Below are 26,525 nucleotides of genomic sequence, written 5' to 3'. Positions count from 1 at the left end.
CGCGACGATTCGACTTGCCCCCTCCCACATTTGAATTGCGTTCATTCGAACCGCAGGATCACCCGGCGATTGTGCTTACTCTTCTTCTCGATCTTTTCGCAGAACACCCGGCCGATTTCCTCAGTGTTGATCACGTGGGTGCCGCCGCACGGCTGGATGTCGATCCCGGCAATTTCAATCACCCGTACCGAACCTTGGATCACCGGGGGGGCGACCGCCTGGGTGCGGGTGATCTGCAACAGGGTGGAGTATTCCGTGGCAGCCATCGACAGGGTTTTCACCGGGTGAGCCTGTTCGATCAGCGCGTTGAGGTCGCGGGTGATGCTGTCTTTGTCGAGGGTCATTTCCGGCAGGTCGAAATCCAGGCGACCTTTGTCGGCACTGATGCTGCAGCCCGTTACCGGTGCATCGATGAGCGAGCACAACAAATGCAGGCAGGTGTGCATTTTCATGTGCTGGTAGCGCCGTGCCCAATCCAGCCCGGCATCCACCTGTACTCCGGCAACCAGTTGCTCGGGGCAGTGTTCAACCTGGTGCCAGATGATCGAGCGCAGTACTTGGTCGCGTACGGTGCCGATCACTTCGACCCGCGTACCATCGGGTAAGGTCAAGTGGCCGGTATCGCCCGGCTGTCCGCCGCCGGTGGGGTAGAACAGTGTGTGCTCCAGGGCAATGCCGTGCTCGCTAACGGCAATCACCCGGGCGCTGAATGCGTTCTGGTAGGGCGCGCTGTCATACAGCGCCAGGGTTTCCATGGAGTGCACGGACATGTTCAACCTCCGACGATCAGTGGGCTGGCTTGCAACAGGTGGCGCACCATTGCACTCAAGCCAGGGGGGGAAAGCAGGGTTATTTCAAATTCCGGGCCGCAGATTTTCAGGTTCAGCGGCAGGCGCGGCAGTTGATTGCCGGCTTCGACCCGGTGCAGACGAAATTGGAGGTGATGACGCTCCTTCACTGTCGGCTCCAGCATCAGCCCAGGCAAAGGGTGGAAGTCGGCGTCCAGCACCGTCACCTTGTGGCTGGCGTTGACCTCGCCGACCACGTGCAAGCGCTCCTCCAGGGCGAAGGCGCCAAGGTAGCTGCTGTGGTCCGATTCATCGTTTTTCTGCAGTTGGATCTGGTTGACCACCTTGACCTTGGTCCCGGCGGGCACGTCCTGGGTGATCACGCAGGACGGGCTGATAAACACGTTATCGCCAATTAACACATACCCCAGCACCCGGGCACCGGAGCCGACTTCGACGTTGTTGCCCAGGCGTGGATGGCGCTTGCCGTCAGGGTTGTTGGCAATGCCTCGAGCGCCGAGGGTCACGCCGCAGAGGATGTAGCAGTCGTTGCCGATCTCGCAGGTTTCACCGATGACCGTGCCGTAGCCGTGGTCCAGTACAAAGCGCCGGCCGATGCGCGCCGCCGGGTGTATCTCGGCGCCGGACAGCACTTTGCCCTGGTTGCTGAGCTTGAGGGCGATGCGCGAGAACACGCCGTTGGTCTGGTCGGGGAAATTCCACACCAAATGCGCAAGCCGGTAATACAGCACCGCCTTGAACGAGGCATAGGATTCCAGAATCAGCTCGCCGCGACCGCGTGAAGCCGGGTCGCGGTAGGCATAGGCGATCAGGTCTTCGGCCACCGATTGGGCGGCGCTCTGGATCAGCGGCGCCAGGTGCGGTTCCAGCTGTTTCATTTGCGCAGGCGTCAGGGTCTTGATGAGTTGGGTGAGCAACTCATCATGCAGGTGTTGCATGTCGATAAAGCCGCCCATGGAGGAACCCCCGCATTCTGGCTGGTTGGAAAACCGGTTATTCGAAACTGGGCAGGTAGCTGTCGGCATTGTCGTAGACCATGGTCAACACCACCGTTTCGGGCGGCAGTTCGGGGGCAAGCCTGGCGACGGCCACCATGTTGGCGGCGGAGGAGAGGCCCAGGCTGATGGCGTCGGTGCGCATGATGCGTTTCATCATGTCGATGCAGTCTTGGCGCGAAACCTTGAGCATGCCGTCAATCACATCGAGGTTGAGGATGCTCGGGATCAGCCCAATCGACAGGCCCTGGATATGGTGCGGCGCGTGTTGGTTTTTCAGCAGGTCACATTCTTCCGGTTCCACGCCCATTACGCGTAGTGCCGGCCAGGCGGCTTTGAGGGTTTCGCCGATACCGGTGATATGGCCACCGGTGCCGATGCCGCTGACGAAGTAGTCCACGCGGCGATCACCAAAGGCGCGGAGGATTTCCGGCGCGGTGGTGTCGCGGTGAGTCTGCGGGTTGGCGCCGTTACGTTGCTGGTTGAGCATCACGTAGTTGGGGTTTTCCAGCTGCAACTCCATGCATTTTTCACCGTGGGAATTGTTGCCCAGGCGGCTGTCCGACAGCACCACCTTTGCGCCGTACAGGCGCAGCAGCTTCTGTTTTTCAGGGCTGTAGTTGTCGGGAATCACCAGCACCACCTTGTAGCCCAGCACGTTACCGGCCATCACCAGGCCGATGCCGGTGTTGCCGCCACTGGGCTCGATGATGGTTTGCCCGGAATCGCGCATCAGCACGCCCCGGCGCTCGGCGTCGAGGATCATGCCAAGGGCGATGCGCGCCTTGTGGCTGCCGCCGGGGTTGAGGGATTCGAGCTTGGCGTAGACCTCGATGCCGAGGTCTTCGGAAAACTGCGCCAGACGCACGATGGGCGTGTGGCCGATGGCATCGAGGATCGAGTTATGCAACATCAGTCAGTCCTCAACTCAGTACAAGGGCATGTCGGGTTCGACGTCGCGAACCCAGTGCTTCATGCCGCCTTGCAGGACTTTGGTGTTGGCAAAACCTGCCGCGAGCAGCGTACTGGCCGCTTGCTCGGCGCGGGTGCCGGCGTAGCAGATCAGGTAATGAGTGTTGTCGCGGCTGAGGCGGTCGAGTTGACCGTCCAGCTCAGCGAGGGGGATGTGCACCACCCCCGGTAACTTGCACACCTCCAGTTCGCTGGCGTCGCGCACGTCCAGCAGCACGTCGGCGCTGTGCGGGTGTTCGAGCAATTGCTTGAGAACGCGCGGCTTGATGTAGCGCTCTTCAGCGAGTGACGGTGCGCTGGGCATGGTGTCGGCGCACACGGCTGGCGCGACCGTTTCACTGTGGCGCAGTTCGGAGCAGCACGGGCAATCAGCGCGGCGTTTGAAGCGGATTTCACTGAATTTCATCGCCAGCGCATCGAAGCGCATCAAGCGCCCGGACAGCGGTTCGCCAATGCCGATCAACAGCTTGATGGCCTCGGTGGCCTGGATCATCCCAACCACTCCGGGCAGTACGCCAATCACGCCACCGGCGCTGCAATTGGGTGCCAGCTCTGCGGGCGGTGCGCTGGGGAACAGGCAGCGGTAGCACGGCCCGCCCTTGTAGTTGAGGACGCTGATCTGCCCGTCGAAACGGTAGATGGCGCCATACACCAAGGGTTTTCCAAGCTGTACGCAGGCGTCATTGACCAGGTAGCGGGTGTCGAAGTTGTCGGTGCCGTCGATCACCAGGTCATAGGCACCCACCAACTCCAGGGCATTGTCGGCATTCAGGGCGGTGTCGTGGGCGTTGATCTGGATATGACTGTTGAGGTCTTGCAGGCGTTGCTTGGCGGATTCGACCTTGGGCATGCCGAGGGTGCTGTTGCCGTGGACGATTTGGCGTTGCAGGTTGCTGCTTTCTACTACATCGAAATCCACCAGGCCCAGAGTGCCGACACCGGCCGCCGCCAGGTACAGGCTGATGGGGGAGCCCAGGCCACCGGTGCCGATGATCAAGACCTTGGCTTTTTTCAGGTTCAACTGGCCTTCGCGGCCGACGCCCGGCAGGGTGATGTGGCGCACGTAGCGCTGTACTTCCTCGTTGCTCAGACTGTCGAGGTCTATGCCGCCGGACGTGGCGAGCAGCACTTCGATTTTGGCTTGTTCCGGCAAGGGTTCGTCGGCACCGATCAGCTCTTCTTCGGCGGTAAACAGGAAGTGTTCCTTGAGCTGGTTGTTCTTCTCGTGAAACAGGTGCGCACGCAACTGCGGGTGGCTGCTGCAGAGGTTTTCAATGACTTCGCGCAATGTCGATCCGGTGCTCTCAAGGGTCGATTCCGGCAGCTTGGCCACGCGAACCAGGATATCGGGGAAAGAGACAGCGTTCATGGACAACTCCGTGTGCAGGTCGTTGAAAGGTTGAAGGGCGAAATGTTTGCCATCCCAGGCAAATAGCTTGGAACCGAGGGCCTGGCCCTGGCGAACATCCACCACCAGATAGCTCACGGGGTAGATCGGCTCGCCCAGGAACAGCGCCTTGTCCTGGTCCTCGTCGCTGAAATACGCGCCGACGTCCGGGTGGGAGTGGTAGATCACCACCACGGGGTTGTCGCCGCGAAATGCCTTGTTCAGCAGCAGGGTGTCGGCCACCGAGAAGGTGTAGCCGCTGGCCGCGCTGCGCGGGTACATCTCGGGGTTCTTGTGGTGCAATTCATTTTGGATATTGCTGCCCAGGTACACGCTGCCGTCGGCAAAGACGTAGCCACAGCATTCCTCGGGATAGCTGCGGCTGGCGTGGGCGTAGATCTGTTCCAGGGCGGTGGGGCGGAGGACTTCCATGTTTCTCTCGCGTTGGTTGTGGGTCAATTTTTCTTGGCCATGAGTTTTTCAATCGGCAACTTGGTGATCGCAAAGCCAGCCAGCAGGATGGCCGAATACAGCATCAGGTCGCGTGAAATCGCCACGCCTTCGTACCAGGCGCCGATGATCACCGCGAACACCGGGAAGATGATGAACACGAACGACAGGATGATCGGGCTCAAGCGCTTGAGCAGCATGAAGTACACGATGAACCCGCCCACCGACGCCACCAGTCCGAGGTAGAACAGGGCACTCCAGGAGCGCAGGGTGATGTCTTCAAAGGTGGGTGTTTCAAACCACAGCCCGGCGACGAACAGCATCAGCCCGGCGATGCCGATGGGCAGGGTGTTGTAGGTGATCACGCTGATGGCGCTGCCTTTCTGCTTGGTAATCACGTAGCACAAGGCATGCATGATCGCGGCGGTCAGAATCGCCAGTACGCCGAAGAACTCAGCGTGGTCCAGGTGCAATCCCTGGCTCCTGATGATCATGTAGAGGCTGCCGAAGCCGATGCCGATGCCGACCACTTGGGAAAAGTAGATGCGCTCGCGCAGAAATAGCGCGGAGAAAATCAGGATGAATACCGGCATGCAACTGAAGAGCAGGGCGGTCAGGCCGGACGAGACATGCATCTCGCCATAGTTGAGCAAGTAGTAGGGAACGCTGAAGTAGGACAGGGTCACGAACACGAAGAACCAGCGGCTTTCGCGGGGAAACAGGATCGGCTCGCGCCGCACCATGGCAAAACACAGGAACAGCGGGAACGCGATCAGGAAACGCAGGCCGGCAGAGGTCAGTGGCGGCACGCTTTCCACGGCAATTTTGATGCCCAGCCAGGTCGTGCCCCAACTCAGGCACACGATCAGGAACATCACACTGGTGATCAGCCCGGCCAACCACTGTTTTTGGGTGTTGGTTTTGGCGGTGTTTTCTATAACGGCGGACATTGGCATCGTTTATTGCTTCCCTGAGCCGGAATTGAACTCTATATTGAACTTGTAATGAGTTATGAAATTCGGCGATTGAACCCGTAAAAGCACACTATTAGGGCGAAAGATGGCTGTCAAAACAAATATTGACATGGTGTCAATTATGCGTGAGGGCTTGTCCAACGGTCAGGGCGTGAAGTACAAGCGCCTGTCCGATGTCATGGAACGGGGCATCCTCGAAGGCTTGATTGAGCCGGGACGAAAACTGCCGCCCCATCGGGTGCTTTCCGACAATCTGGGTGTGACCATCGGCACCATCAGCCGGGCCTACGGTGAGTTGGAGCGCCTTGGCTTGGTGGTTGCACGAGTCGGTGACGGAACATTCGTGCGCAAGCGTGGGATGGAGCGCCAGCGCGATGAAGGCTTTCGCAACGTCAGCGAGGAGCCGCGCCAGTACTTCGATATGAGCCGCAACATGCATATCCCCGGGCAGGAGACGGCGTTCCTGGCCCAGAGCTTCCAAACCTTATCGACCAACGCCAAGTTCCTTCAGGACATCAGCGCCTATACCCCGGACGCTGGCCTGCCGCGCTACCGCGAAGCGGGTGCGCAATGGCTGGTGCAGAGGGATTTTCATCCGATTCCCGAGCAGGTCATCTGCGTCAATGGCGGCCAGCACGGCCTGCTCTGCGCGATGATGGCGCTGCTGCGTGCCGGCGATACGGTGGTGACCGAGCAACTGACGTATCCAGGCTTGATCACCGCGGCGCGCATGCTTGGCATCCGCCTGATCGGCCTGGAGATGGATGACGAGGGCGTGTTGCCGAATGCGCTGGACGAAGTCTGTCGAAACCACCGGATTTCGGCGCTGTACTGCACGCCGACGATCCAGAACCCCACCACCGCCGTGTTATCGGTGGCGCGCCGCGAAGCGCTGGTTAAGGTGTGTCGCGAGCACAATCTGCTGATCCTTGAAGACGAAGCTCATGGTGTATTAGTCGAAGACCGGCCGCCGCCCCTCAGCCATTTCGCCCCCGAGCGCACGATTTTGATCAGCAGCCTGAGCAAAGCCGTTTCCGCCGGGCTGCGCGTGGGCTATGTGCATGCGCCGCCGGCGTTGGTCAGCCGTATTTCGGCGGCCTTACGTTCTACGTGCTGGATGGCTACGCCGGTGACCTTGGAACTGGCCACGCAATGGATCGAAAATGGCACGGCCGAATACCTGCTGCGCCAACAGATCAACGAGATCAGCCGGCGTAAAGCCTTGGTGAGTGACCTGCTGGAAGGCCTGGCATACCGCACCCACCTCAATAGCCCGCACTTCTGGATTGAAGTGCCGGAGCCGTGGCGTGCGTCGGAAATCGAGGCTGAACTCAAGCAGAACAATTACCTGATCGCCACCGCCGAAGCATTTGCCGTAGGGCAGACGGCGGTCCCGCAGTTTATTCGGGCGAGTATCTGCAATACCTCGGGAGATGATCAGTTGTTGCGAGCGGGGTTTGATGCGTTGGCGACGGCGTTGGGGCAGGGCGGGGGCAGGTTCCATCTGTAGAGTTGAATGTACGCCGACCCAAATGTGGAAGGGGGCTTGCCCCCGATGGCGGTGGATCAGTCAATTAATCTGTCAACTGACACGCCGCCATCGGTAACAAGCCCCCTCCCACAGGTTATTTGAACCTGCGCTCCACACCTTTCTCCACCAGAATCTTCGCCGAAATCTCTTCCACCGAAAAATGCGTGGAATTGATGTGCGCAATATTCTCGCGACGGAACAGATTTTCCACTTCGCGCACTTCAAACTCGCACTGGGCGTAGCTTGAATAGCGGCTGTTGGGCTTGCGCTCGTTGCGGATGGCGGTGAGTCGGTCCGGGTCGATGGTCAGGCCGAACAGCTTGTGGGAGTGAGCGCGCAGGGCGGCCGGGAGTGTCAGGTGCTCCATGTCGTCTTCGGTCAGCGGGTAGTTGGCCGCGCGGATGCCGAATTGCATGGCCATGTACAGACAGGTGGGCGTTTTGCCGCAGCGCGACACGCCCACCAGGATCAGGTCGGCTTTGTCGTAGTAATGCGTGCGGGCGCCATCGTCGTTGTCGAGGGCGAAGTTCACCGCCTCGATACGCTCCATATAGTTGGAGTTATGCCCAATGGAATGGGACTTTCCTACGGAGTAGGAGGAGTGTTCGCTCAGCTCCTGCTCCAACGGCGCCAGGAAGGTCGAGAAGATGTCGATCATGAAACCATTCGACGTTGCGAGAATCTCACGGATGTCTTGATTGACGATGGTGTCGAAAATGATCGGCCGAAAGCCGTCTTTTTCAGCCGCAAGATTGATTTGTTGTACCATGGCCCGCGCTTTATCCACGCTGTCGATATAGGGCCGTGTGAATTTTGCGAAGGTATTGTTTTCGAACTGCGCGAGCAGGCTCTGACCCAATGTTTCGGCTGTAATGCCGGTGCCGTCGGAGATAAAGAAAGCAGATCGTTTCATTTGAGCCCTGGGCCTTAAGCTGATGGCGAATCTTGGATATGATAGGCGCGATTTTGCCGTCCCGCAGTGGGCCGCATTCTCACTTATTTTCCAGGTCCAGGCCACAAGCACGGGCGTTAGCTCCTACTGAGCCGCCGGCGTCCTGAGCTTTTCCAACACAGAAAGTGGAGAGATCACCTTGGTAGAGTACGTAGTTTCCCTCGATAAGCTCGGCGTCCATGATGTAGAGCACGTGGGGGGCAAGAACGCATCCCTCGGCGAGATGATCAGTAATCTTGCAGGCGCTGGTGTCTCGGTGCCCGGTGGTTTCGCCACCACGGCCCAGGCTTACCGCGATTTCCTCGAACTGAGCGGCCTGAACGCTCAGATCCACGCCGCGCTGGACGCCCTGGACGTCGATGACGTCAATGCCCTGGCCAAGACCGGCAGCCAGATCCGCCAATGGATCATGGACGCCGAGTTCCCCGAGAAGCTCAACGAAGAAATCCGCACCGCCTTCGCCACATTGTCGGCCGGCAACCCGGACATGGCTGTCGCCGTGCGCTCCTCGGCCACCGCCGAAGACTTGCCCGACGCCTCCTTCGCCGGTCAGCAAGAAACCTTCCTTAATATTCGTGGCGTGGAAAACGTGATCCGCGCCGCCAAGGAAGTGTTTGCCTCTCTCTTTAACGATCGCGCCATTTCCTACCGCGTACACCAAGGTTTCGACCACAAGCTGGTGGCTTTGTCTGCCGGTGTGCAGCGCATGGTGCGTTCGGAAACCGGCACCGCCGGCGTGATGTTCACCCTGGATACCGAGTCGGGCTTCCGTGACGTGGTGTTTATCACCGGCGCCTATGGCCTGGGCGAAACCGTCGTTCAGGGCGCGGTCAACCCGGATGAATTCTACGTACACAAGCACACCCTTGAAGCTGGCCGTCCCGCCATCCTGCGCCGCAACCTGGGCAGCAAAGCCATCAAGATGATCTACGGCGACGAGGCCAAGGCCGGTCGTTCGGTGAAAACCGTTGATGTGGACAAGGCCGAGCGTGCACGTTTCTGCCTGTCCGACGCGGAAGTCAGCGAGTTGGCCAAGCAAGCGATGATCATCGAAAAGCACTACAAGTGCCCGATGGACATCGAATGGGCCAAAGACGGCGACGATGGCAAGCTGTACATCGTGCAGGCCCGTCCGGAAACCGTGAAGAGCCGCACTTCGGCCAACGTCATGGAGCGCTACCTGCTCAAGGAAACCGGCACCGTGCTGGTGGAAGGCCGTGCCATCGGCCAGCGCATCGGCGCCGGCAAGGTGCGGATCATCAAGGACGTGTCCGAGATGGACAAGGTCCAGCCAGGCGACGTACTGGTCTCCGACATGACCGACCCGGACTGGGAACCAGTGATGAAGCGTGCCAGCGCTATCGTCACTAACCGTGGCGGGCGTACCTGCCACGCGGCGATCATCGCTCGTGAGCTGGGCATTCCGGCAGTTGTAGGTTGCGGCAACGCCACCCAACTGTTGAAGGATGGTCAAGGCGTGACCGTGTCCTGTGCCGAAGGCGACACCGGTTTCATCTTCGAAGGCGAACTGGGCTTTGACATCAAGCAAAACTCCATCGACGCCATGCCGGACCTGCCGTTCAAGATCATGATGAACGTCGGCAACCCGGACCGTGCCTTCGATTTCGCGCAGTTGCCGAACGCCGGTGTGGGCTTGGCCCGCCTGGAGTTCATCATCAACCGCATGATCGGCGTGCACCCCAAGGCGCTGTTGAACTACGACGGCCTGCCGCTGGATATCAAGGAAAGCGTCGACAAGCGCATCGCCGGTTACAACGACCCGGTGGGCTTCTACGTCGAGAAGCTGGTGGAAGGCATCAGCACCCTGGCGGCGGCGTTCTACCCGAAAAAGGTCATCGTGCGCCTGTCGGACTTCAAGTCCAACGAATACGCGAACCTGATCGGCGGCAAACTCTACGAGCCGGAAGAAGAAAACCCAATGCTGGGTTTCCGTGGCGCCTCGCGTTACATCAGCGAAGCGTTCCGTGATTGCTTCGAACTGGAATGCCGCGCGCTGAAACGTGTACGTAATGAGATGGGGCTGACCAACGTCGAGATCATGGTGCCGTTCGTCCGAACTCTGGGCGAAGCGAGCCAGGTCGTGGACCTGCTAGCTGAAAACGGTTTGTCCCGTGGTGAAAACGGTCTGCGCGTCATCATGATGTGCGAACTGCCGTCCAACGCCATCCTGGCCGAAGAGTTCCTGGAGTTCTTCGACGGTTTCTCCATCGGTTCCAACGACCTGACCCAACTGACCCTGGGCCTGGACCGCGATTCCGGGATCATCGCTCACCTGTTCGACGAGCGTAACCCTGCGGTTAAGAAGCTGCTGTCCAATGCTATCCAGGCCTGTAACAAGGCCGGCAAGTACATCGGCATCTGCGGCCAAGGCCCTTCCGACCACCCTGACCTGGCCCGTTGGCTGATGGAACAGGGCATCGAAAGCGTCTCGCTGAACCCCGACTCCGTGCTGGAAACCTGGTTCTTCCTGGCGGAAGGCCAAGCGTCCGCCTAAAGTCGCTACGTCAAAAGTGCCGGTCACTCGTTGTGGGTGACCGGCATTCTTATCTGTGCAGGGCGGATCTCCTTCCGGACGCCGCCCTTTTTTGTGCAAGAGCATTATGCAAAGCAGCAGCAATCTGTTTCCCGTCGCCCTGATCAGCGCTGAACGTCGTGGCGACCTGAGTGAAGATGTATATCGCCTCAAACCCGGTAATAGCCCCGACGGCACCGTTGAGCTGGCAGTTACCCGTTTGGGCCTTGCCGATGTCCCGGAAAACCGGGGCATCCCGGTTATTTTGTTGCACGGCAGTTTTTCCAATCGGCGTTTCTGGTATTCGCCTAAAGGCATCGGCTTGGGTGCTTTCCTGGCGCGCCAGGGCTTCGATGTGTGGATACCGGAAATGCGCGGCCATGGTTTGTCCAAGCGCAATCATGACTACGCCAAAAATCGGGTCGCTGACTACGCGCGCTATGATTTGCCGGCTATCGGCGCGTTTGTGAGAGAGCAAAGTGCGCAGATCCCCCACTGGATCGGGCACTCCCTGGGCGGCACAGCCTTGGCGGCGGCGCTGGGTGGTGAGCACCTTGGCGCGCCGGCAGTGGCTTCCGTGGCCTTGTTTGGTTGCCAGGTCAGTCGCACCCACTGGCCATTGAAGCTTCCTCCGGTGGAGTGGACCGGTCGATTGCTTCTGAAACGCTTCGGGGAATTGTCCGGCTCGCGCCTCAAGCGCGGTCCGGAGGATGAGCCCGCAGGCGTGCTGATCGAAGCCATGCGTTGGAATGGCCTGTTTGGACGCTTTGGCGAGGGTAAGCAGGACTGGTGGAAAGGCCTGGCAACCGTCGATGTGCCGCTGTTGGCCGTCAGTGCTGCCGGTGATCAACAGGACCCTGATTGGGCATGTCGCAAGTTGTTCGAGCAAATCGGTTCTGAGCATCGGCAATACCTTTGCCTGGGCCGCCAGCAAGGTTTTACCGAGGATTTCGGGCATGTGGAAATGCTGGTGAGCAAGGCCGCCCAGGCCGAAGTGTGGCCGCTGGTGGCGCAATGGTTAAAAGATCCGCTCACACCGTTGCTTGGCGCCCCGGTCGATACAGTGGCGACGGTTTGACGCAGCGCTCTGCCAAGGGCGTTTCGCTTGTGCGAGGTTGCGGCTAAGATATGACGCGCTGAACGCTTCTGGTCATATTCAGTCGCGCAGTGGCTCTTGCGTTGCGGCGAGGCGAAAGGGATGTTCCCCGTCCGCTTCGGCCGGTACTTCTTTGAAAGACACTTCTCTGGCAGAAAGGAATTTTTCGATGAACCATTACGTGACCCCCGACCTCTGCGACGCCTACCCGGATCTGGTGAAGGTGGTCGAGCCGATGTTCAGTAATTTTGGCGGCCGAGATTCCTTTGGCGGCGAGATTGTCACCATCAAGTGCTTCGAAGATAACTCGCTGGTGAAGGAGCAAGCCGACCAGCCGGGCGCCGGCAAGGTGCTCGTGGTCGACGGGGGCGGTTCCCTGCGGCGCGCGTTGTTGGGCGACATGATTGCCGAGAAAGCTGCAAAAAACGGCTGGGAAGGGTTGGTGATCTACGGTTGCATCCGTGATGTCGATGTCATCGCGCAGACCGATCTTGGCGTCCAGGCCCTGGACAGCCACCCGATGAAGACCGACAAGCGCGGCATCGGTGACTTGAATGTGGTGGTCACATTTGCCGGCGTGACCTTTCGTCCGGGTGAGTACATCTATGCGGATAATAATGGCGTGATTGTGTCGCCAAGCCCGCTGAAAATGCCTGAATAAACCGCAATAACCGACGGGGTGAGGATGTTCGAGGAAGAAAACGCGCAATGGGGGCTGGTGCATGCTCTGGTGCTGGACGGTAAAGGCGGTGCGCGTTCGATTGCCCGGACTGAGCTCGACGACTTGCAACTGCAGCCCCAGGAAAGCCTGTGGCTGCATTGGGATCGCAGCCATCCGCAGACCCAGACCTGGCTGCGTAAATCCAGTGGCCTGAGCGAATTTGCCTGCGACCTGCTGCTGGAGGAGAACACCCGCCCGCGCTTGTTGCCGCTGCCAGAGGGCGAGCTCCTCTTGTTCCTGCGCGGGGTTAACCTCAATCCGGGTGCAGAGCCCGAAGACATGGTGTCGGTGCGTATCTTCGCCGCCGCCAGCCGCGTGATTTCCTTGCGCCTGCGCCCGCTGCGCGCTACCGATGAACTGCTTGTGCAACTGGCGGAGGGAAAAGGGCCAAGAACTGCGTCTGAACTCATCCTTTATATGGCGCAGTACCTGACCAATAAAGTGCAGGATCTGGTCACGGACCTCTCTGAAGTCGTGGATTCCGAGGAAGAAAAACTCGATACCGACGAACGGTATACTCCGGAGCACGGCAGCGTGTTGCAGATCCGTCGACGAGCGGCAGGGCTCAAGCGATTCCTCGCGCCGCAGCGGGACATTTTTGCTCAACTGACGCGGATCAAATTGCCATGGTTTTGCGATGACGATGCCGACTATTGGAACGAATTGAACAACAGCCTGACCCGCTATCTGGAAGAGCTCGAATTGACCCGCGAGCGCGTGGGGCTTGTGCTGGAGGCCGAAGACCGGCGCTTGAGCGTGCGCATGAACCGCACGATGTATCGCTTTGGGATCATCACTGGAATCTTCCTGCCCATGAGCTTCTTGACCGGCTTACTGGGTATAAATGTGGGAGGCATACCTTTCTCTCAGAGCCCCTATGGCTTCATCATTGCGTGCCTCTTGATGGTGTCGGTGGCCCTCGGACAATGGTGGCTATTTCGGCGGTTACGCTGGGTTTGAGCTGAATATCACCTGAATGTAGGAAGGGTCCTATGTGACCCCAGGAATTTTCCCCTCGTCTTTAAAACACTTGCGAGAGGTCTTTATGCACGATCCGTTCGAACAGTCTTTACGTGACATGCTCAATGCCTCGCCGTCCAACCGTGACGACGATGCCTGCCTGGGCCGCGTGTTGAAAACCGCTAACCGCCAGGTGGGCGCGGGTGACCTGTTCGGTCTGCTCGGCCGCTGGGTGCCGGCGTTGATGATGGCCTTGAACAACGGTTCGGCCCACGTTTCACCGGTTTCCCGTCGTAAACCTCTTGCTCGCACTGCTGATAAGGCTGATTGAATATGGAACTTGATCTCTGGACCCAGAGCCTGGTCACTGCAATGACCGCATTGTGGACCAAGGTGGCGAACTTCATTCCCAACCTGTTTGGTGCTCTGGTCCTGGTATTGCTGGGCTTTGTCGTAGCCAAGCTGCTCGATACGCTGCTGTCCAAATTGCTCGCTAAACTCGGGCTTGATCGCCTGATGGCAGGTACTGGCCTGACCAAGCTGCTGGGGCGCGCCGGGCTGCAAGTGCCGATCTCCACGTTGATCGGTAAGATCGTCTATTGGTTCGTTTTGCTGATTTTTCTGGTTTCTGCGGCTCAATCCCTTGGACTTGAGCGAGTTTCAGCTACGCTCGACATGCTGGCGCTGTATTTGCCGAAAGTTTTCGGCGGCGCGCTGGTACTGCTGGTAGGTGTTCTGCTGGCGCAACTGGCCAATGGGCTGGTGCGCGGAGCTGCCGAAGGCGTGGGGCTGGACTATGCTGCTGGCCTTGGGCGAATTGCCCAAGGACTTGTGATCATCATCAGTATTTCGGTCGCGATCAGCCAGTTGGAGGTCAAGACTGACCTGCTCAACCACGTAATTGTGATCGTTTTGATTACCGTTGGTCTGGCCGTTGCGCTGGCCATGGGTTTGGGAAGCCGGGAAATTGCGGGTCAGATTCTTGCGGGAATCTATGTGCGCGAGCTGTATCAAGTTGGGCAACAGGTGCGTGTAGGCGAGGTCGAAGGGCAAATCGAGGAGATCGGCACGGTCAAGACGACGGTGCTGACCGATGACGGTGACCTGGTGTCGTTGTCCAATCGGATTCTCCTGGAGCAGCAGGTCAGTAGCCGCTAATCCGGTAAACCCTGCTAATGTACGCCGCCGCAAGCTCGGCTGACCGGGCTGTAGCGGACATTGACCTGACTGTCGGCACGACTTGTTTTGAATAAAGCCCAAACGCTGTCCACGCGCTATGACCCCCGTGAGCTCTCTGATGAGGAGTTGGTCGCGCGCTCGCACACGGAGCTGTTTCACGTCACTCGCGCGTACGAAGAATTGATGCGCAGATATCAACGCACTCTGTTCAACGTTTGTTCAAGGTATTTAGGGAACGATAGAGATGCGGACGATGTCTGTCAGGAAGTGATGCTCAAGGTGTTGTACGGCCTGAAGAACTTTGAGGGTAAATCGAAGTTCAAGACCTGGCTCTACAGCATCACGTACAACGAGTGCATCACGCAGTATCGGAAGGAACGGCGAAAGCGTCGCTTGATGGACGCTTTGAGTCTGGACCCCCTTGAGGAGGCGACTGAAGAGAAGTCGCCGGCACCCGAGGAAAAGGGCGGACTCGATCGCTGGCTGGTGTATGTGAACCCGATTGACCGGGAAATTCTGGTGCTGCGATTTGTCGCAGAGCTGGAGTTCCAGGAAATCGCTGACATCATGCACATGGGTTTGAGTGCTACAAAAATGCGTTACAAACGTGCTCTAGATAAATTACGTGAGAAATTTGCGGGCGAGACTGAAACTTAGTGCGTGGCAAATATCTCTTACGTGTAGGCAAGTTCTGTTAGACTTGTCGCCGAGTTGTCCCCCGGTTTGTGGGACTGCTTTACAATCACCAGATGGGGATTTAACGGATGAAACTGAAAAACACCTTGGGCTTGGCCATTGGTTCTCTTATTGCCGCAACTTCTTTCGGCGTTCTGGCACAAGGCCAAGGCGCAGTTGAAGGCGAGCTGTTCTACAAGAAGCAGTACAACGATAGCGTCAAGCACATCGAAGACGGCTTCAATCCTGGCGCTCGCATCGGTTACTTCCTGACCGACGACCTGTCCTTGAACTTGTCCTACGACAAAACCAACCACACCCGTTCGAACGACGGTACTGGTAGCCAGAAGATCAAAGGCGATACCGGCAGCCTGGTTGCCCAGTATCACTTCGGTCAAGCTGGTGTTGACAGCCTGCGTCCATACGTTGAAGGCGGTTTCGGCCACCAGAGCCGTGGCAACGTACAAGCTGACGGCCACAGCGGTCGCGATCAGACCACTTTCGCTACCGTCGGTACTGGCGTGAAGTACTACTTCACCAACAACCTGTACGCTCGTGCCGGTGTTGAAGCTGACTACGGTCTGGACAACGGCAAGTGGGACTACTCCGCACTGGTCGGCCTGGGCGTAAACTTCGGCGGTAACGCTGGCGCAGCTGCTCCAGCTCCTACTCCAGCACCAGCTCCAGAGCCAACTCCAGAGCCAGAAGCTCCAGTTGCTCAGGTTGTTCGTGTTGAGCTGGACGTTAAGTTCGACTTCGACAAATCCGTTGTTAAGCCTAACAGCTACGGCGACGTGAAAAACCTGGCCGACTTCATGGCTCAGTACCCAGCTACCAACGTAGAAGTTGCTGGTCACACTGACTCCGTAGGTCCAGACGCTTACAACCAGAAGCTGTCCCAGCGTCGTGCTGACGCTGTTAAGCAAGTCCTGGTTAAAGACGGCGTTGCTCCTAGCCGTGTAACTGCTGTTGGTTACGGCGAATCCCGCCCAGTTGCTGACAACGCAACTGAAGCAGGTCGTGCTGTTAACCGTCGCGTAGAAGCGTCGGTTGAAGCTCAAGCTCAGTAATTACTGAGTAGAAAAAAGCCCGGCTCAGGCCGGGCTTTTTTTCGCCTGGAATTTGCCTCAGGCACTGGCCGCTGCCGTGATGTAGGCCACTTGGTCGGTGGCGGCAACACTGCCAATCACCAGGATTGCAGGGCTCTTCAAGGCAAAGGAATGAGCATCCTCGTGCATGCGTGACAGCTCACTACGGCATTCGCGCTGCTGGGGCAGTGATGCATTTTCGATCATCGCCACTGGCATATCAGCTGCCATCCCGCCTCCGAGCAATTGCTGGCGAATCTCCTCCAGCTTGGCCACCCCCATGTACACCACCAATGTCGTTCCACCTTCTGCCAGCGCGCGCCAATTAACGCTGCTGTCGTCTTGAGTGTGGGCCGTGACCAACGTCACGCCGCGGCTGACACCGCGCAATGTCAGAGGAATCGCGCAGTTCGTCGCACCCGCCAGCCCTGCGGTGATCCCGTTGACCAACTCCACCTCGACGCCACGCTCGCGCAGCCACATGGCCTCTTCACCACCGCGTCCGAAAATGCACGGATCGCCACCTTTGAGCCGCACCACGCACTTGCCTTGGCGGGCGTAACGCAGCATCAGGCGATGGATAAAATCCTGCGGGGTTGAGCGGCAGCCACCGCGTTTACCCACGGTAATCACACGAGCCTCGGCGCAGTGCTCCAGTACGGCCGGGTTGACCAAATCATCGATCAACACTACATCGGCTTCGTTCATTGCCCGTACGGCTTTGAGGGTCAACAGTTCTGGGTCGCCGGGGCCTGCGCCCACCAGCCAGACTTTTGCGTTCATGTGTTTTTCCTCGTCTAGAGCGGACGTCAGCTATGAAAGAGTGAATACAGAAGAATCAGATTGATCAGCATCGAGACCAGGCCCAAGGTGCGCCAAACCTTCAAAGGTTCGCGCTCAAGGAGTGGCCTCGGACGGATGCTCAGCTCTTGGCGATCAGCCTGCTCCAGCACCAGCAGCCATTCCTCGGCAGTCTCGTAGCGATGCGCGGGCTGCGCTGCCACCGCGCGTTCCAGGCTCAGAGGTAGCCAGTCCGGGAGGTCCGGACGATAGCGGCTGGCGGTGACGGATTGGGCAAATCTAGGTCGTTGGAAAGCTTCGATTTCACCGTATGGGTAGTGCCCGGTCAGCAGGAAATACAGCGTCACACCAACGCTATATAAATCCTGTTGTGCTGTAGGACGGTCGCCATTGAACGCCTCAGGCGCGATAAAGCTCGGAGTGCCGGGCAGCACATGGGCGCGATCCTCTGACAGGCCGGAGCAATACGCCAGACCGAAATCCAATACTCGCAATTCTCCGTCGTCCCCCAGCAGCAGGTTTTCCGGCTTGATATCGCGGTGCAGGATCTGCCGTCGATGCAGCATGCCCACCGCGCGCAGCAAACGCTCGGCGACGGACTGCCATTGCGCCAGGGGCAGTGGGCCCTGGCGCTGAAAGAGCTCGGCGAGGGTCATACCGGGATATTCACGCATCACGTAGTACAAATGCTGACGCCCGCTGGCCGTATGGACTTCCGGAAACGCCCGCCCGGCAACCCGTCGCAGAAACCATTCTTCCGACAACAATGCCTGACCGCCGTCGCTGTCATTATCGCGGCTCAGGGGCAGCGTTTTCAGCAGCCAGGGTTGCTGCTGGGCATCGCGTACCCGGTACAACAATGACTGCCTGCTGTGTGCCAGGACGGCGTCGACCTGCCAACCTTCAAAGTGTTGCCCGGCTTTGAGCGGCGGTGGCAAGGGCCATTGCTGCAGCTGCACCAAGGCGTCACCGAGTGTGGCCTCGCCGACCGTGTCGACACGCACCAGCAGGGCGCTGGCATTGTCCTGGCTACCCGCCAGGTGCGCGGCGTTGATCAGGGTGCTTACCGCCAGGTCGAGGTCGGTTTGTTCACGCAGGATCGCGCTGATGCTGTGATCGGCCAGGGTCGCCCACACGCCATCGCTGAGCAGCAGGAAACACTCACCCTCGCGCAATTGACCGTCGAGAAAATCCAGGACCAGATGTTGATCCAGGCCAAGGGCACGCTTGAGCACATGCTGCATGCCCGGCTGTTCCCACACATGGTCTTCGCTGATGCGCTGCAACTCGCCGTCCAGCCAGCGATATGCCCGGCAATCGCCGACATGGGCCAGGGTGAAGCGCTGGCCGCGAAAGACCAAGGCGCTGAGGGTGGTCAGCAACGGTTGACCTCCCCCATTGGCCTGCAGCCAGCGGTTCTGTGCGAGTAGCAACCGCTCCAGTGCCTGTGCCACGCCCCAGGTTTGCGGCGTGGCGTAGTAATCCAGGGCCAGGGCCTGCAGAGTTGAGCGGGCGGCCAGGCCACCGTCTGCACACTGGCTCACGCCGTCGGCCATGGCGCACAGATAGCCTTTGCTCGCCGCCAGTTCCGCAGCGGGGGTAACCACCCGCAGCGCATCCTGGTTTTCCGCCCGTGGGCCGATGGCACTGGCGTGGGCGATGCTCAGTTGCAGGCTCATCAGACGCGCGCGGCGGTCACAGCGGCCGAACCCCAAGTAGTTCTCCAGCGGCGCTTGACGCCATGCAGACCGAACCAGGCCAATACGCCCAGGCTCGCGAACAACCACAAGGCCAATTGATAGCTTCCGGTGCTCTGCTTGATCGCGCCCATGCCCGCCGCCAGGGCGAAACCGCCGATGCCGCCGGCCATGCCAATCAGGCCGGTCATTACGCCGATCTCACGCCGAAAACGCTGTGGCACCAGCTGGAACACAGCGCCATTGCCTGCGCCCAAACCGAGCATGGTGCAGACGAAAAGCGCCAGCGCCGCGTAGGAACTGGGCAGGTTGAAACCGACTGCCGCGATGCAAATTGCTGCGACGCTGTACATGCCGAGCAGTGTGCGGATCCCGCCGAAACGGTCGGCCAAGGCGCCGCCCAGTGGGCGCATCAGGCTGCCACCGAACACGCAGGCGGCGGTGTAGTAGCCGGCGGTCATGGGGCTCAGGCCGTATTGATCGTTGAAATAGCCGGGCAGGGCGCTGGCCAGGCCGATAAAGCCACCGAAGGTCACGCTGTAGAAAAACATGAACCACCAACTGTCGCGGTCGCCCAGAGCCTTGAAGTAATCAGCCACGGACTTGGCTTTAGGGCGTTCAGGCGCATTTTTCGCGAGCCAGGCGAACACGATCAGGGTCAGGATCAGCGGAATCAGTGCGAAGCCGAACACGTTGCTCCAGCCAAAGGCCGCCGCCAGTACCGGGGCCAACAATGCAGCGAACACTGTGCCCGAATTACCGGCGCCGGCGATGCCCATGGCCTTGCCCTGGTGTTCGGCTGGATACCACTGGGACGCCAACGGCAACGCCACTGCAAAGGATGCGCCGGCCATACCGAGGAACAGCCCTAGCAACAAGGCTTGTTCGTAGCTGTGAACCCCCAGTTTCCAGGCGCCGAACAACGCGACAATCACAATCACCTGGCCAATCAGCCCGGCTGTCTTTGGGGATAGCTTGTCCGCCAGCATGCCCATCAGGAAGCGCAACACAGCGCCCGCAAGGATCGGTGTCGCCACCATCAAGCCGCGTTGTTGAGTGGTCAGGTGCAAGTCGGCGGAAATCTGTACCGCCAGCGGGCCCAACAAATACCAGACCATGAAGCTCAGATCGAAATACAGGAACGCGGCAAACAGGGTCGGGGTGTGCCCGGATTTCCAGAAGCTTGATTTCATCACGCACCTCAACGGTTGGGAGTCTTGTAAGAAGGCCTAGTGATGGAGCAGCCGGCTGAGGCCGCCCCACCGGCCCCGTGCTGCTGGGGCCAAAACGAAAAAAAGCCGCCATCGGGTTCGCGAGGGCAAACCGGATGTGCGACGTCTTTGTCGTGGAGGGGCAACCGCCGTTGGTTACCTGTGATGATTGTTTAGCAAGTCCCGCGCCACATCAGCCGAGCAGTTCACTCATGGCGATGATTTGCTCTGCCACTTGGATCAGTTTCTGTTGGCGGCTCATGGCTTGGCGGCGCATCAGTGTGTAGGCCTCTTCCTCATTACAGGCCTTCATTTTCATCAGCATGCCCTTGGCCAGTTCGATGCGCTTGCGCTCGGCCAACTGCTGGTCCCGCGCCTGAAGCTGGGCGCGCAAGGCTTGGTCGCTTTCAAAGCGGGCCATGGCCACGTCGAGGATCGGTTGCAGGCGCTGGGCCTGGATGCCCTCGACGATATAGGCACTGACACCGGACTTGATGGCCTGGCGCATCACGTTCGGGTCGTGCTCGTCGGTAAACATCACGATAGGCCGGGGCTGGTCGCGGGTGACGAGCACCACTTGCTCCATCACATCGCGGCCCGGTGACTCGGTATCGATCAGAATCACATCCGGGCGCACTGTTTCGACGCGTGCCGGCAAGTCGATGGTCAGGCCGGACTCATCGATTACCTCGAAGCCAGCTTCGATCAGCGCCGTACGCAGGCGCCCGACCTTGCGCGGGGTGTCATTGATCAACAGGATTCGCAGCATAGAAGTGCTCCTGTCAGCGCAAGGCTTGGCGGTTGGCGTGGTCGGCGATGGCATGCAATCGGAAACTGCGGGCGTAGCCGACGGGGTCCGAGCCGTCCCACACCTTGCCGTCGATCAGTTGGCTGCTGCGCATGTCCTGGCGTTGCGCATTGATGCCCAGCGCGTCTGCCGCCTGGCGATAAAGCGTCAGTTGCTGGACCTGGCGCGCAACGCCCAGGTAATCAGGGTCTTCGCGCAGCAGGCCCCAGCGTCGAAACTGGGTCATGAACCACATGCCATCGCAGAGATATGGCAGGTTCACTTCGCCATCGGCGAAAAAGCGCAGGGCATGGGGATCCTGCCAGTGGTTGCCCAGGCCATCGTTATAAATGCCCAGCAGGCGGGGTTCGATGCAGTCGAGAGGCGCGTCAAGGTACTCGCGGCCGCTGAGCAACTGCGCGGTGGAACGCCGGTTTTCGATACTTTCTTCAATAAAGCGGCTGGCTTCGAGGATAGCCATGACCAATACGCGGGCGGTGTTGGGGTATTGGTCGACGAAGGCCTGTGTGCAGCCGAGCACCTTTTCTGGATGGTTCGGCCAGATCGCTTGGGTGGTTGCCAGTGTAAAGCCCTGGTTTTGCGCGACTGCGCTGGCACTCCAGGGTTCTCCGACGCAAAAGCCATCAATCCGACCAGCTTGCAGGTGCGCAACCATTTGCGGGGGCGGTACCACGACGCTGTCCACATCCTGTAACGGATGAATGCCCTGACTTGCGAGCCAGTAGTACAACCACATGGCGTGGGTACCTGTGGGAAAGGTCTGGGCGAAGGTCAGTTTTGTTCGGCTTTGGTGCACGTGACGATCCAATGCCTCAGGAGTGACCACCCCTTGTCGTTGCAGGGCGTGGGACAGGTTGATGCTTTGACCGTTCTGGTTCAATCCCATCAGCACGGCCATGTCGGTGGGTGCGACGCCGCCGATGCCCAGGTGAACGGCATAGATCAACCCGTACAGGCTGTGGGCGGCGTCCAGTTCACCGCTGACCAGTTTGTCCCGCAGGTTGGCCCACGAGGATTGGCGCTTGAGGTTTAGCGTCAGGCCATAAGGTTGAGCGAAGCCCTGGGTTGCCGCCACCACCAAGGAGGCGCAGTCGCTCAAAGCCATGAAGCCAAGGTCGAGGCTGCTCTTTTCCGGAGCATCACTGCCGTTGACCCAGGCCAGCGGGTCTCTTGTCGGGCTGCTGCCAACCGAATCGTTCATCAACACCTACCTTTTCTTTCAAAAAAAAGCGCCGTTCCCTCAGATGGCGATGCAAGGCCATTGCGGGTAACGACGCCTTTGTCCGTAAGCTCGCTCCGCCGTTGGAGTGCGCTCTGATACCGAGTGCAAAGCAAGGCACATGCCACGGGCCTGGAAGCGCTGTCGGCCGTCACCTTTCCATCAAGATTGAAAATGGACGGCCTCTCAGTATGGCCGCCTCTCACTGCCAGGCCGCCCAGGAAACCTACGGTGTACGCTGACTTCCCCTTAACGACTCCCTGCCTCTGGCTACTGCTTGCCGCGCTGATGCTGGGAGGTGCCGATGCCCATGGCGAAACCTATCAGGCGCAGGACGAGAGCCTGCATACCGTCTTTACTGCCTTGTCCGTGCCTATGGGCCTGCCCATTGTCGTGAGCAGTGAAGTGGCGCGCACACGCATCAGTGAAGTCATTGACCTCGATACACCTCAACACGCCCTGGAGACGCTTGCATTGCAATACGGCTTGATCTGGTACAGCGATGGGCAGGCGCTCTACCTCTATGACGTCAGCGAAGCAAAAAGCTCGACCGTGACGTTGTTGCATATATCCGTCGACAGGTTTCGTGCCCTCATGCGCCGCTCGGGGATTGATGAAACGCGCTACCCCCTTAGGATCAGCGGAGCTCGGACATTCTCCGTGTCGGGTCCGCCTAATTATGTCGATCAGGTGTTGCAACTGGCCCAATTGATGGACCTTGAACGTGCTGATTTGCGCGTGGGTACCCAGGCGTTTGCTGTCGTCCAGGTACTCAACACCCATGTTGCTGACCGGGTGTACTCCATGGGCCCGGAAAAGGTCACGGTGCCGGGGATCGCGTCGCTGATCGACACCCTGCTGGCGTCTGAGGAGGACGGACCACTGGCCGACAAGAGTCTGGTGGTGATCCCCTATTTGGATACCAACAGCCTGCTGATCAAGGGCGAACCTGAGCAATTGGGTTTCATCGAGCGATTGATCGCCGAGTTGGACACACCCAAGCGGTCTGTCGAAGTCTCGCTCTGGATGGTGGACGTGGAGCGTGACGACCTGAAAAAACTGGAGCCTGCCTGGGATAAGGAGGCGAAGGGTCAGGCCACGCGAATCCTGGAACCGATTGACGATAACCGCTTGATGGCGCAAATCGCCACGCTGGAGCATCGGCGGCGAGCGAAAGTGATGACGTTACCGGTGATTCTCACCCAAGAGAACGTGCCAGCGGTATTTCAGGATAACCACACCTTCTATCTGCCCGCTCCCGGACAGGATCATGCTGATTGGAAGCCTGTGCATTACGGCTCCCAAGTCAGCGTGTTGCCGCGTTTTGCCGAAGCGAATCAGATCGAGATGCTTCTCCACGTTGAGGATGGTCGCCAGATGAGCCAGGCCGGTCGGCGCGGCAAACCGAGCGCGGTCGGGCGGGTGAGTATCAGTAGCGTGGTGCAAGTGCCGCAGGGCAAGCGCCTGTGGTTGGGGCCGTTTAGCCGTGAGGCCAATGAGCAGGGACGAAACGCCGTATCAAATGGCTCGGCCAAGGTTCGTCTGTTTGTGATTCAGTCCCGGGCCGTGGGTAGCGAGAAGGCCTTACCGGCAGGCGTTGGTGCGCCGCCGTTGACTGCGGCGCAATACGAACGAGTGCAACGTGCGTTTGTGCACCCGGGTCGCGATATCTCTCCGTGAAAAAGGTGCTAACCCGTGCATATGGAAATTCTTCTACAGGAACAACTGGTCAGTTTCAGGCGCCTTTCAGCCTTTGCGCCTGGGAAGGTGCTGCCATTGGCGCCTGGAATCAACCACTGCGTGGAGGTTCGGGTTAACGGCCGGCTATTGGCGTTGGGGGAGTTGGTGCAGTTGGAGGATCGCCTGGGGATTGAATTGCACGAGGTCTATCGAAAAGGGGCATCTGACAGTTGTAAATGAACGGTCTTACAGGGTGATGCTGAAAAGCGGCGGCTGTATGGGTTTTTTCCTAGCGTGGGCTGCAAGGCGGTTTTTTATAGTCATGACGTGGGCACAAGAGCCAGTACTGGAAATAAGGAATGAGTCGGATGCCGAGGTGGATATGGCCGTCGTGAATGATGGGTTGACTGCGACTTCCCTGTATTTCTCCCAGTGGATACTGCATGGCGATGGTCGTCTAAGCGGTAAAGTCAGCGATGTTCAGTTGCCGCCCAAGGAGCTGCATGTTTTGCGGTTGCTGCTTGCCTCTGGCGGTGTCCTGATGACCAAGGATCATTTGCTTGAACTGGCCTGGCCACAAGGGGAGGTCGCGGAGGAGTCACTGACCCGTTGCATTTACTCGCTGCGCAAGCATCTTGGAGCCGACAAGGGTTTTATCAAGACCATCTACGGTCGTGGGTATCGCTTCACCTGTCCGGTGAACGTTGAGCGGCATGGGGCCGGGCATACGGATGCCGCGCAGCACCTGTGTTCGGCCTGTGGCCAGCTCAGGCGTGGCTAAGCTGTGGCGCAGGCTGCTGTTGCTCGGCCTATTGATCAGCGCAAACCAGGCGTTTGCCTACTGCTGGGAGGAAACCGCCAGTCGCTACGGTATCGAGCCTGAATTGCTGCAGGCTATCGCTGCCGTGGAGTCGGGGTTTCGTGCAGATGCGATCAACCACGCAAACCAAAATGGTACGCGTGACATCGGCCTGATGCAGATCAACAGTATCCATTTGCCCCGCTTGCTCAAGCTGGGCATTACCGAGGAGCGGCTGTTGAGTGAGCCGTGCCTCTCAGTGGAAGTAGGCGCTTCCATACTGGCCGATTTCATTCAGCGCTTTGGCTACAACTGGACGGCGGTAGGTTCCTACAATGTTGGCGCCGGCTCAGGCCCTCAGCGCGACGCATTGCGCATGCGCTATGCAGAGAAAATCTGGGCACGCTATGAGTTGCTCGTACAGCAGCGCTATTGATGTTTGGGTAGCACGCCTCGCGTGCACCCCGTCACCCCGGCTATAATCGCCGCCACCTTTCGCCGCCATCCGAGTCTAGCCCGCCCATGTATACCCTGGCCCGCCAGCTGTTGTTCAAACTCTCCCCGGAAACCTCCCACGATCTGTCCCTGGACCTGATCGGCGCCGGTGGCCGCCTGGGGCTCAACGGCCTGGTGTGCAAGGCACCCGCAAAAATGCCGGTATCAGTGATGGGGCTCGACTTCCCCAACCCGGTCGGACTGGCCGCTGGCCTGGACAAGAACGGCGCGGCCATCGATGGCTTCGCGCAACTGGGTTTCGGTTTTGTCGAGATCGGCACCGTGACGCCACGGCCGCAGCCCGGTAACCCCAAGCCGCGGATCTTCCGCCTGCCTGAAGCCGAGGCGATCATCAACCGCATGGGTTTCAACAACCTCGGCGTCGATCACCTGCTGTCGCGGGTTGAGGCTGCGAAGTACAAGGGCATCCTCGGCATCAATATCGGCAAGAACTTTGATACACCGGTTGAGCGAGCGGTGGACGACTACCTGATCTGCTTGGACAAGGTCTACGCCCACGCCAGCTATGTCACCGTCAACGTCAGCTCGCCGAACACACCGGGCTTGCGCAGCCTGCAGTTCGGTGACTCCCTCAAGCAGTTGCTCGAAGCCCTGCGCCAGCGCCAGGAAGATTTGGCAGTGCGCCATGGCAAGCGCGTGCCGCTGGCCATCAAGATCGCCCCGGACATGAGTGACGAGGAAACCGTGCTGGTAGCCCAAGCCCTGGTGGATTCGGGTATGGACGCAGTGATCGCTACCAACACCACCCTCAGCCGTGTCGGCGTCGAAGGGTTGGCCCATGGCGACGAAGCCGGTGGCCTGTCAGGTGCGCCGGTGCGGGACAAGAGCACCCATATCGTCAAGGTGTTGGCTGCTGAGTTGGCCGGGCGTTTGCCGATCATTGCAGTGGGCGGTATCACCGAAGGCAAGCACGCTGCCGAGAAGATCGCCGCCGGCGCGAGCCTGGTGCAGTTGTACTCCGGGTTTATCTACAAAGGCCCGGCGCTTATTCGTCAATCGGTGGATGCGATAGCAGCATTGCGTTGAAGGATCGCCCAATAAAAAGGGCTCCTTAAAAGGAGCCCCTGGGCCGAAGCCCGCCGCCTTGAGAGGGCGTGCGTGGTTAAGTCGTCATCTATTCGTGGTGGTGTCGGAATTAAGTGCCCTTGATTAGCCGACGGCGTGAAGTTCGTTGAGTCTGTGGATTCCCGCAGTGCCAGTCATACCGTCCCAGTTGTCGCCTCGTCCTTCTCGCCAGCCGTTGATCCAGGCTTGGCGTACCGACGGTAGAGTAAATGGGCAAAGCTCACGGGATTTGCCATGAACGCCATATTGATATCCGCGTAAAAAAGCTCTTTCCAACGGATCACGCTTAAGTCTTCTCATAGGGTGTTTCCCTCACTTGTTGACTGTCTTGATATCCTTCGGCCTCGTCTGAGGCCGGGCAGAGTTTTTCTGCCGTTGGTGGGCTCGCTGCCGGCGTGGCGAGCCTA

General features: G+C 59.2%; 26 protein-coding genes. 14 read left to right on the top strand and 12 right to left on the bottom strand.

What is annotated here, in order from left to right; translation table 11 throughout:
• Positions 1-41: 41 nt before the first annotated feature.
• From G9Q84_RS10880 to G9Q84_RS10860, 5 genes are read right to left on the bottom strand one after another with little or no spacing between them, the layout of a single operon-like run.
• Complete coding sequence (locus tag G9Q84_RS10880) at positions 42-770, bottom strand: alanyl-tRNA editing protein (protein WP_032887578.1); 729 nt, start codon at positions 768-770, stop codon at positions 42-44.
• A 2-nt stretch (positions 771-772) separates the two neighbouring features.
• Positions 773-1,765, bottom strand: a complete 993-nt coding sequence (locus G9Q84_RS10875; RefSeq protein WP_032887580.1) for a serine O-acetyltransferase — start codon at positions 1,763-1,765, stop codon at positions 773-775.
• 37 nt (positions 1,766-1,802) lie between these two features.
• Positions 1,803-2,717 (bottom strand): PLP-dependent cysteine synthase family protein, encoded by a 915-nt coding sequence (locus tag G9Q84_RS10870; protein WP_032887582.1) that lies wholly within the window; start codon positions 2,715-2,717, stop codon positions 1,803-1,805.
• Between the two features lie 15 nt (positions 2,718-2,732).
• On the bottom strand, positions 2,733-4,595 hold the full coding sequence (gene moeB, locus G9Q84_RS10865; RefSeq protein ID WP_122757040.1) for a molybdopterin-synthase adenylyltransferase MoeB: 1,863 nt from the start codon (positions 4,593-4,595) through the stop codon (positions 2,733-2,735).
• A gap of 23 nt (positions 4,596-4,618) precedes the next feature.
• Positions 4,619-5,512 (bottom strand): DMT family transporter, encoded by an 894-nt coding sequence (locus tag G9Q84_RS10860; protein WP_160385034.1) that lies wholly within the window; start codon positions 5,510-5,512, stop codon positions 4,619-4,621.
• Positions 5,513-5,672: 160 nt separating this feature from the next.
• Here G9Q84_RS10860 and G9Q84_RS10855 point away from each other — a divergent pair, with 160 nt between their 5' ends.
• Positions 5,673-7,097: an aminotransferase-like domain-containing protein gene (locus G9Q84_RS10855; protein ID WP_032887586.1), complete on the top strand. Its 1,425-nt coding sequence runs from the start codon at positions 5,673-5,675 to the stop codon at positions 7,095-7,097.
• 115 nt (positions 7,098-7,212) lie between these two features.
• On the opposite strand, the gene ppsR is transcribed toward G9Q84_RS10855, so the two are convergent.
• Positions 7,213-8,031, bottom strand: a complete 819-nt coding sequence (ppsR, locus tag G9Q84_RS10850; protein ID WP_027603681.1) for a posphoenolpyruvate synthetase regulatory kinase/phosphorylase PpsR — start codon at positions 8,029-8,031, stop codon at positions 7,213-7,215.
• Between the two features lie 178 nt (positions 8,032-8,209).
• Here ppsR and ppsA point away from each other — a divergent pair, with 178 nt between their 5' ends.
• The 8 genes from ppsA (at position 8,210) to G9Q84_RS10810 (ending at position 16,304) form a co-directional block, all read left to right on the top strand.
• The gene (gene ppsA, locus G9Q84_RS10845) at positions 8,210-10,585 is read left to right on the top strand and encodes a phosphoenolpyruvate synthase (RefSeq protein ID WP_032887588.1); all 2,376 of its coding nucleotides are present in this window, start codon (positions 8,210-8,212) and stop codon (positions 10,583-10,585) included.
• Between the two features lie 106 nt (positions 10,586-10,691).
• A complete protein-coding gene (locus G9Q84_RS10840) occupies positions 10,692-11,681 on the top strand; it encodes an alpha/beta fold hydrolase (RefSeq protein WP_032887590.1) in 990 nt (329 codons plus the stop codon).
• A 187-nt stretch (positions 11,682-11,868) separates the two neighbouring features.
• A complete protein-coding gene (gene rraA, locus G9Q84_RS10835) occupies positions 11,869-12,360 on the top strand; it encodes a ribonuclease E activity regulator RraA (RefSeq protein WP_181643286.1) in 492 nt (163 codons plus the stop codon).
• Between the two features lie 24 nt (positions 12,361-12,384).
• Positions 12,385-13,380 (top strand): zinc transporter ZntB, encoded by a 996-nt coding sequence (locus G9Q84_RS10830; protein ID WP_032887594.1) that lies wholly within the window; start codon positions 12,385-12,387, stop codon positions 13,378-13,380.
• 85 nt (positions 13,381-13,465) lie between these two features.
• The gene (locus tag G9Q84_RS10825; RefSeq protein ID WP_025854229.1) at positions 13,466-13,711 is read left to right on the top strand and encodes a hypothetical protein; all 246 of its coding nucleotides are present in this window, start codon (positions 13,466-13,468) and stop codon (positions 13,709-13,711) included.
• Positions 13,712-13,713: 2 nt separating this feature from the next.
• The gene (locus G9Q84_RS10820; RefSeq protein ID WP_003175519.1) at positions 13,714-14,538 is read left to right on the top strand and encodes a mechanosensitive ion channel family protein; all 825 of its coding nucleotides are present in this window, start codon (positions 13,714-13,716) and stop codon (positions 14,536-14,538) included.
• Between the two features lie 87 nt (positions 14,539-14,625).
• Complete coding sequence (sigX, locus tag G9Q84_RS10815) at positions 14,626-15,216, top strand: RNA polymerase sigma factor SigX (RefSeq protein WP_032887596.1); 591 nt, start codon at positions 14,626-14,628, stop codon at positions 15,214-15,216.
• 107 nt (positions 15,217-15,323) lie between these two features.
• Positions 15,324-16,304, top strand: a complete 981-nt coding sequence (locus G9Q84_RS10810) for an OmpA family protein (protein ID WP_032887598.1) — start codon at positions 15,324-15,326, stop codon at positions 16,302-16,304.
• A gap of 57 nt (positions 16,305-16,361) precedes the next feature.
• Here G9Q84_RS10810 and cobA read toward each other — a convergent pair whose 3' ends face one another.
• The 5 genes from cobA to G9Q84_RS10785 all read right to left on the bottom strand — a co-directional run bounded on the left by cobA (position 16,362) and on the right by G9Q84_RS10785 (position 22,040).
• On the bottom strand, positions 16,362-17,105 hold the full coding sequence (gene cobA / locus G9Q84_RS10805) for a uroporphyrinogen-III C-methyltransferase (RefSeq protein ID WP_032887600.1): 744 nt from the start codon (positions 17,103-17,105) through the stop codon (positions 16,362-16,364).
• Positions 17,106-17,131: 26 nt separating this feature from the next.
• The gene (locus G9Q84_RS10800; protein ID WP_181643285.1) at positions 17,132-18,802 is read right to left on the bottom strand and encodes a bifunctional protein-serine/threonine kinase/phosphatase; all 1,671 of its coding nucleotides are present in this window, start codon (positions 18,800-18,802) and stop codon (positions 17,132-17,134) included.
• Entirely contained in the window at positions 18,802-20,013 is a 1,212-nt protein-coding gene (locus G9Q84_RS10795; RefSeq protein WP_181643284.1) for a nitrate/nitrite transporter, read from the bottom strand. Before G9Q84_RS10795 ends, G9Q84_RS10800 begins: the two co-directional genes overlap by 1 nt.
• A 211-nt stretch (positions 20,014-20,224) precedes the next feature.
• The gene (locus tag G9Q84_RS10790) at positions 20,225-20,800 is read right to left on the bottom strand and encodes an ANTAR domain-containing response regulator (protein ID WP_095185348.1); all 576 of its coding nucleotides are present in this window, start codon (positions 20,798-20,800) and stop codon (positions 20,225-20,227) included.
• A gap of 13 nt (positions 20,801-20,813) precedes the next feature.
• Complete coding sequence (locus G9Q84_RS10785; protein ID WP_181643283.1) at positions 20,814-22,040, bottom strand: CmpA/NrtA family ABC transporter substrate-binding protein; 1,227 nt, start codon at positions 22,038-22,040, stop codon at positions 20,814-20,816.
• A 249-nt stretch (positions 22,041-22,289) separates the two neighbouring features.
• On the opposite strand from G9Q84_RS10785, the gene sctC reads away from it, so the two are divergent.
• The 5 genes from sctC (at position 22,290) to G9Q84_RS10760 (ending at position 26,079) form a co-directional block, all read left to right on the top strand.
• Complete coding sequence (gene sctC, locus G9Q84_RS10780; RefSeq protein WP_420875418.1) at positions 22,290-23,738, top strand: type III secretion system outer membrane ring subunit SctC; 1,449 nt, start codon at positions 22,290-22,292, stop codon at positions 23,736-23,738.
• Positions 23,739-23,753: 15 nt separating this feature from the next.
• A complete protein-coding gene (locus tag G9Q84_RS10775) occupies positions 23,754-23,978 on the top strand; it encodes a FliM/FliN family flagellar motor switch protein (protein WP_032887609.1) in 225 nt (74 codons plus the stop codon).
• Positions 23,979-24,120: 142 nt separating this feature from the next.
• A complete protein-coding gene (locus G9Q84_RS10770) occupies positions 24,121-24,519 on the top strand; it encodes a winged helix-turn-helix domain-containing protein (RefSeq protein WP_032888085.1) in 399 nt (132 codons plus the stop codon).
• The gene (locus tag G9Q84_RS10765) at positions 24,512-24,973 is read left to right on the top strand and encodes a transglycosylase SLT domain-containing protein (RefSeq protein WP_032888087.1); all 462 of its coding nucleotides are present in this window, start codon (positions 24,512-24,514) and stop codon (positions 24,971-24,973) included. The genes G9Q84_RS10770 and G9Q84_RS10765 overlap by 8 nt, the downstream gene beginning before the upstream one ends.
• Positions 24,974-25,059: 86 nt before the next feature.
• Positions 25,060-26,079, top strand: coding sequence for a quinone-dependent dihydroorotate dehydrogenase (locus G9Q84_RS10760; protein ID WP_095185350.1), 1,020 nt, complete (start codon positions 25,060-25,062; stop codon positions 26,077-26,079).
• 123 nt (positions 26,080-26,202) lie between these two features.
• On the opposite strand, the gene rmf is transcribed toward G9Q84_RS10760, so the two are convergent.
• The gene (gene rmf / locus G9Q84_RS10755; RefSeq protein WP_002553055.1) at positions 26,203-26,418 is read right to left on the bottom strand and encodes a ribosome modulation factor; all 216 of its coding nucleotides are present in this window, start codon (positions 26,416-26,418) and stop codon (positions 26,203-26,205) included.
• Between the last annotated feature and the right edge of the window lie 107 nt (positions 26,419-26,525).

This window comes from Pseudomonas sivasensis (assembly GCF_013778505.1).
In the GTDB taxonomy this organism is placed as follows: domain Bacteria; phylum Pseudomonadota; class Gammaproteobacteria; order Pseudomonadales; family Pseudomonadaceae; genus Aquipseudomonas; species Aquipseudomonas sivasensis.
Note: the sequence above shows the minus strand (reverse complement) of the source record. Positions and strands in the feature narration are given on the sequence as shown.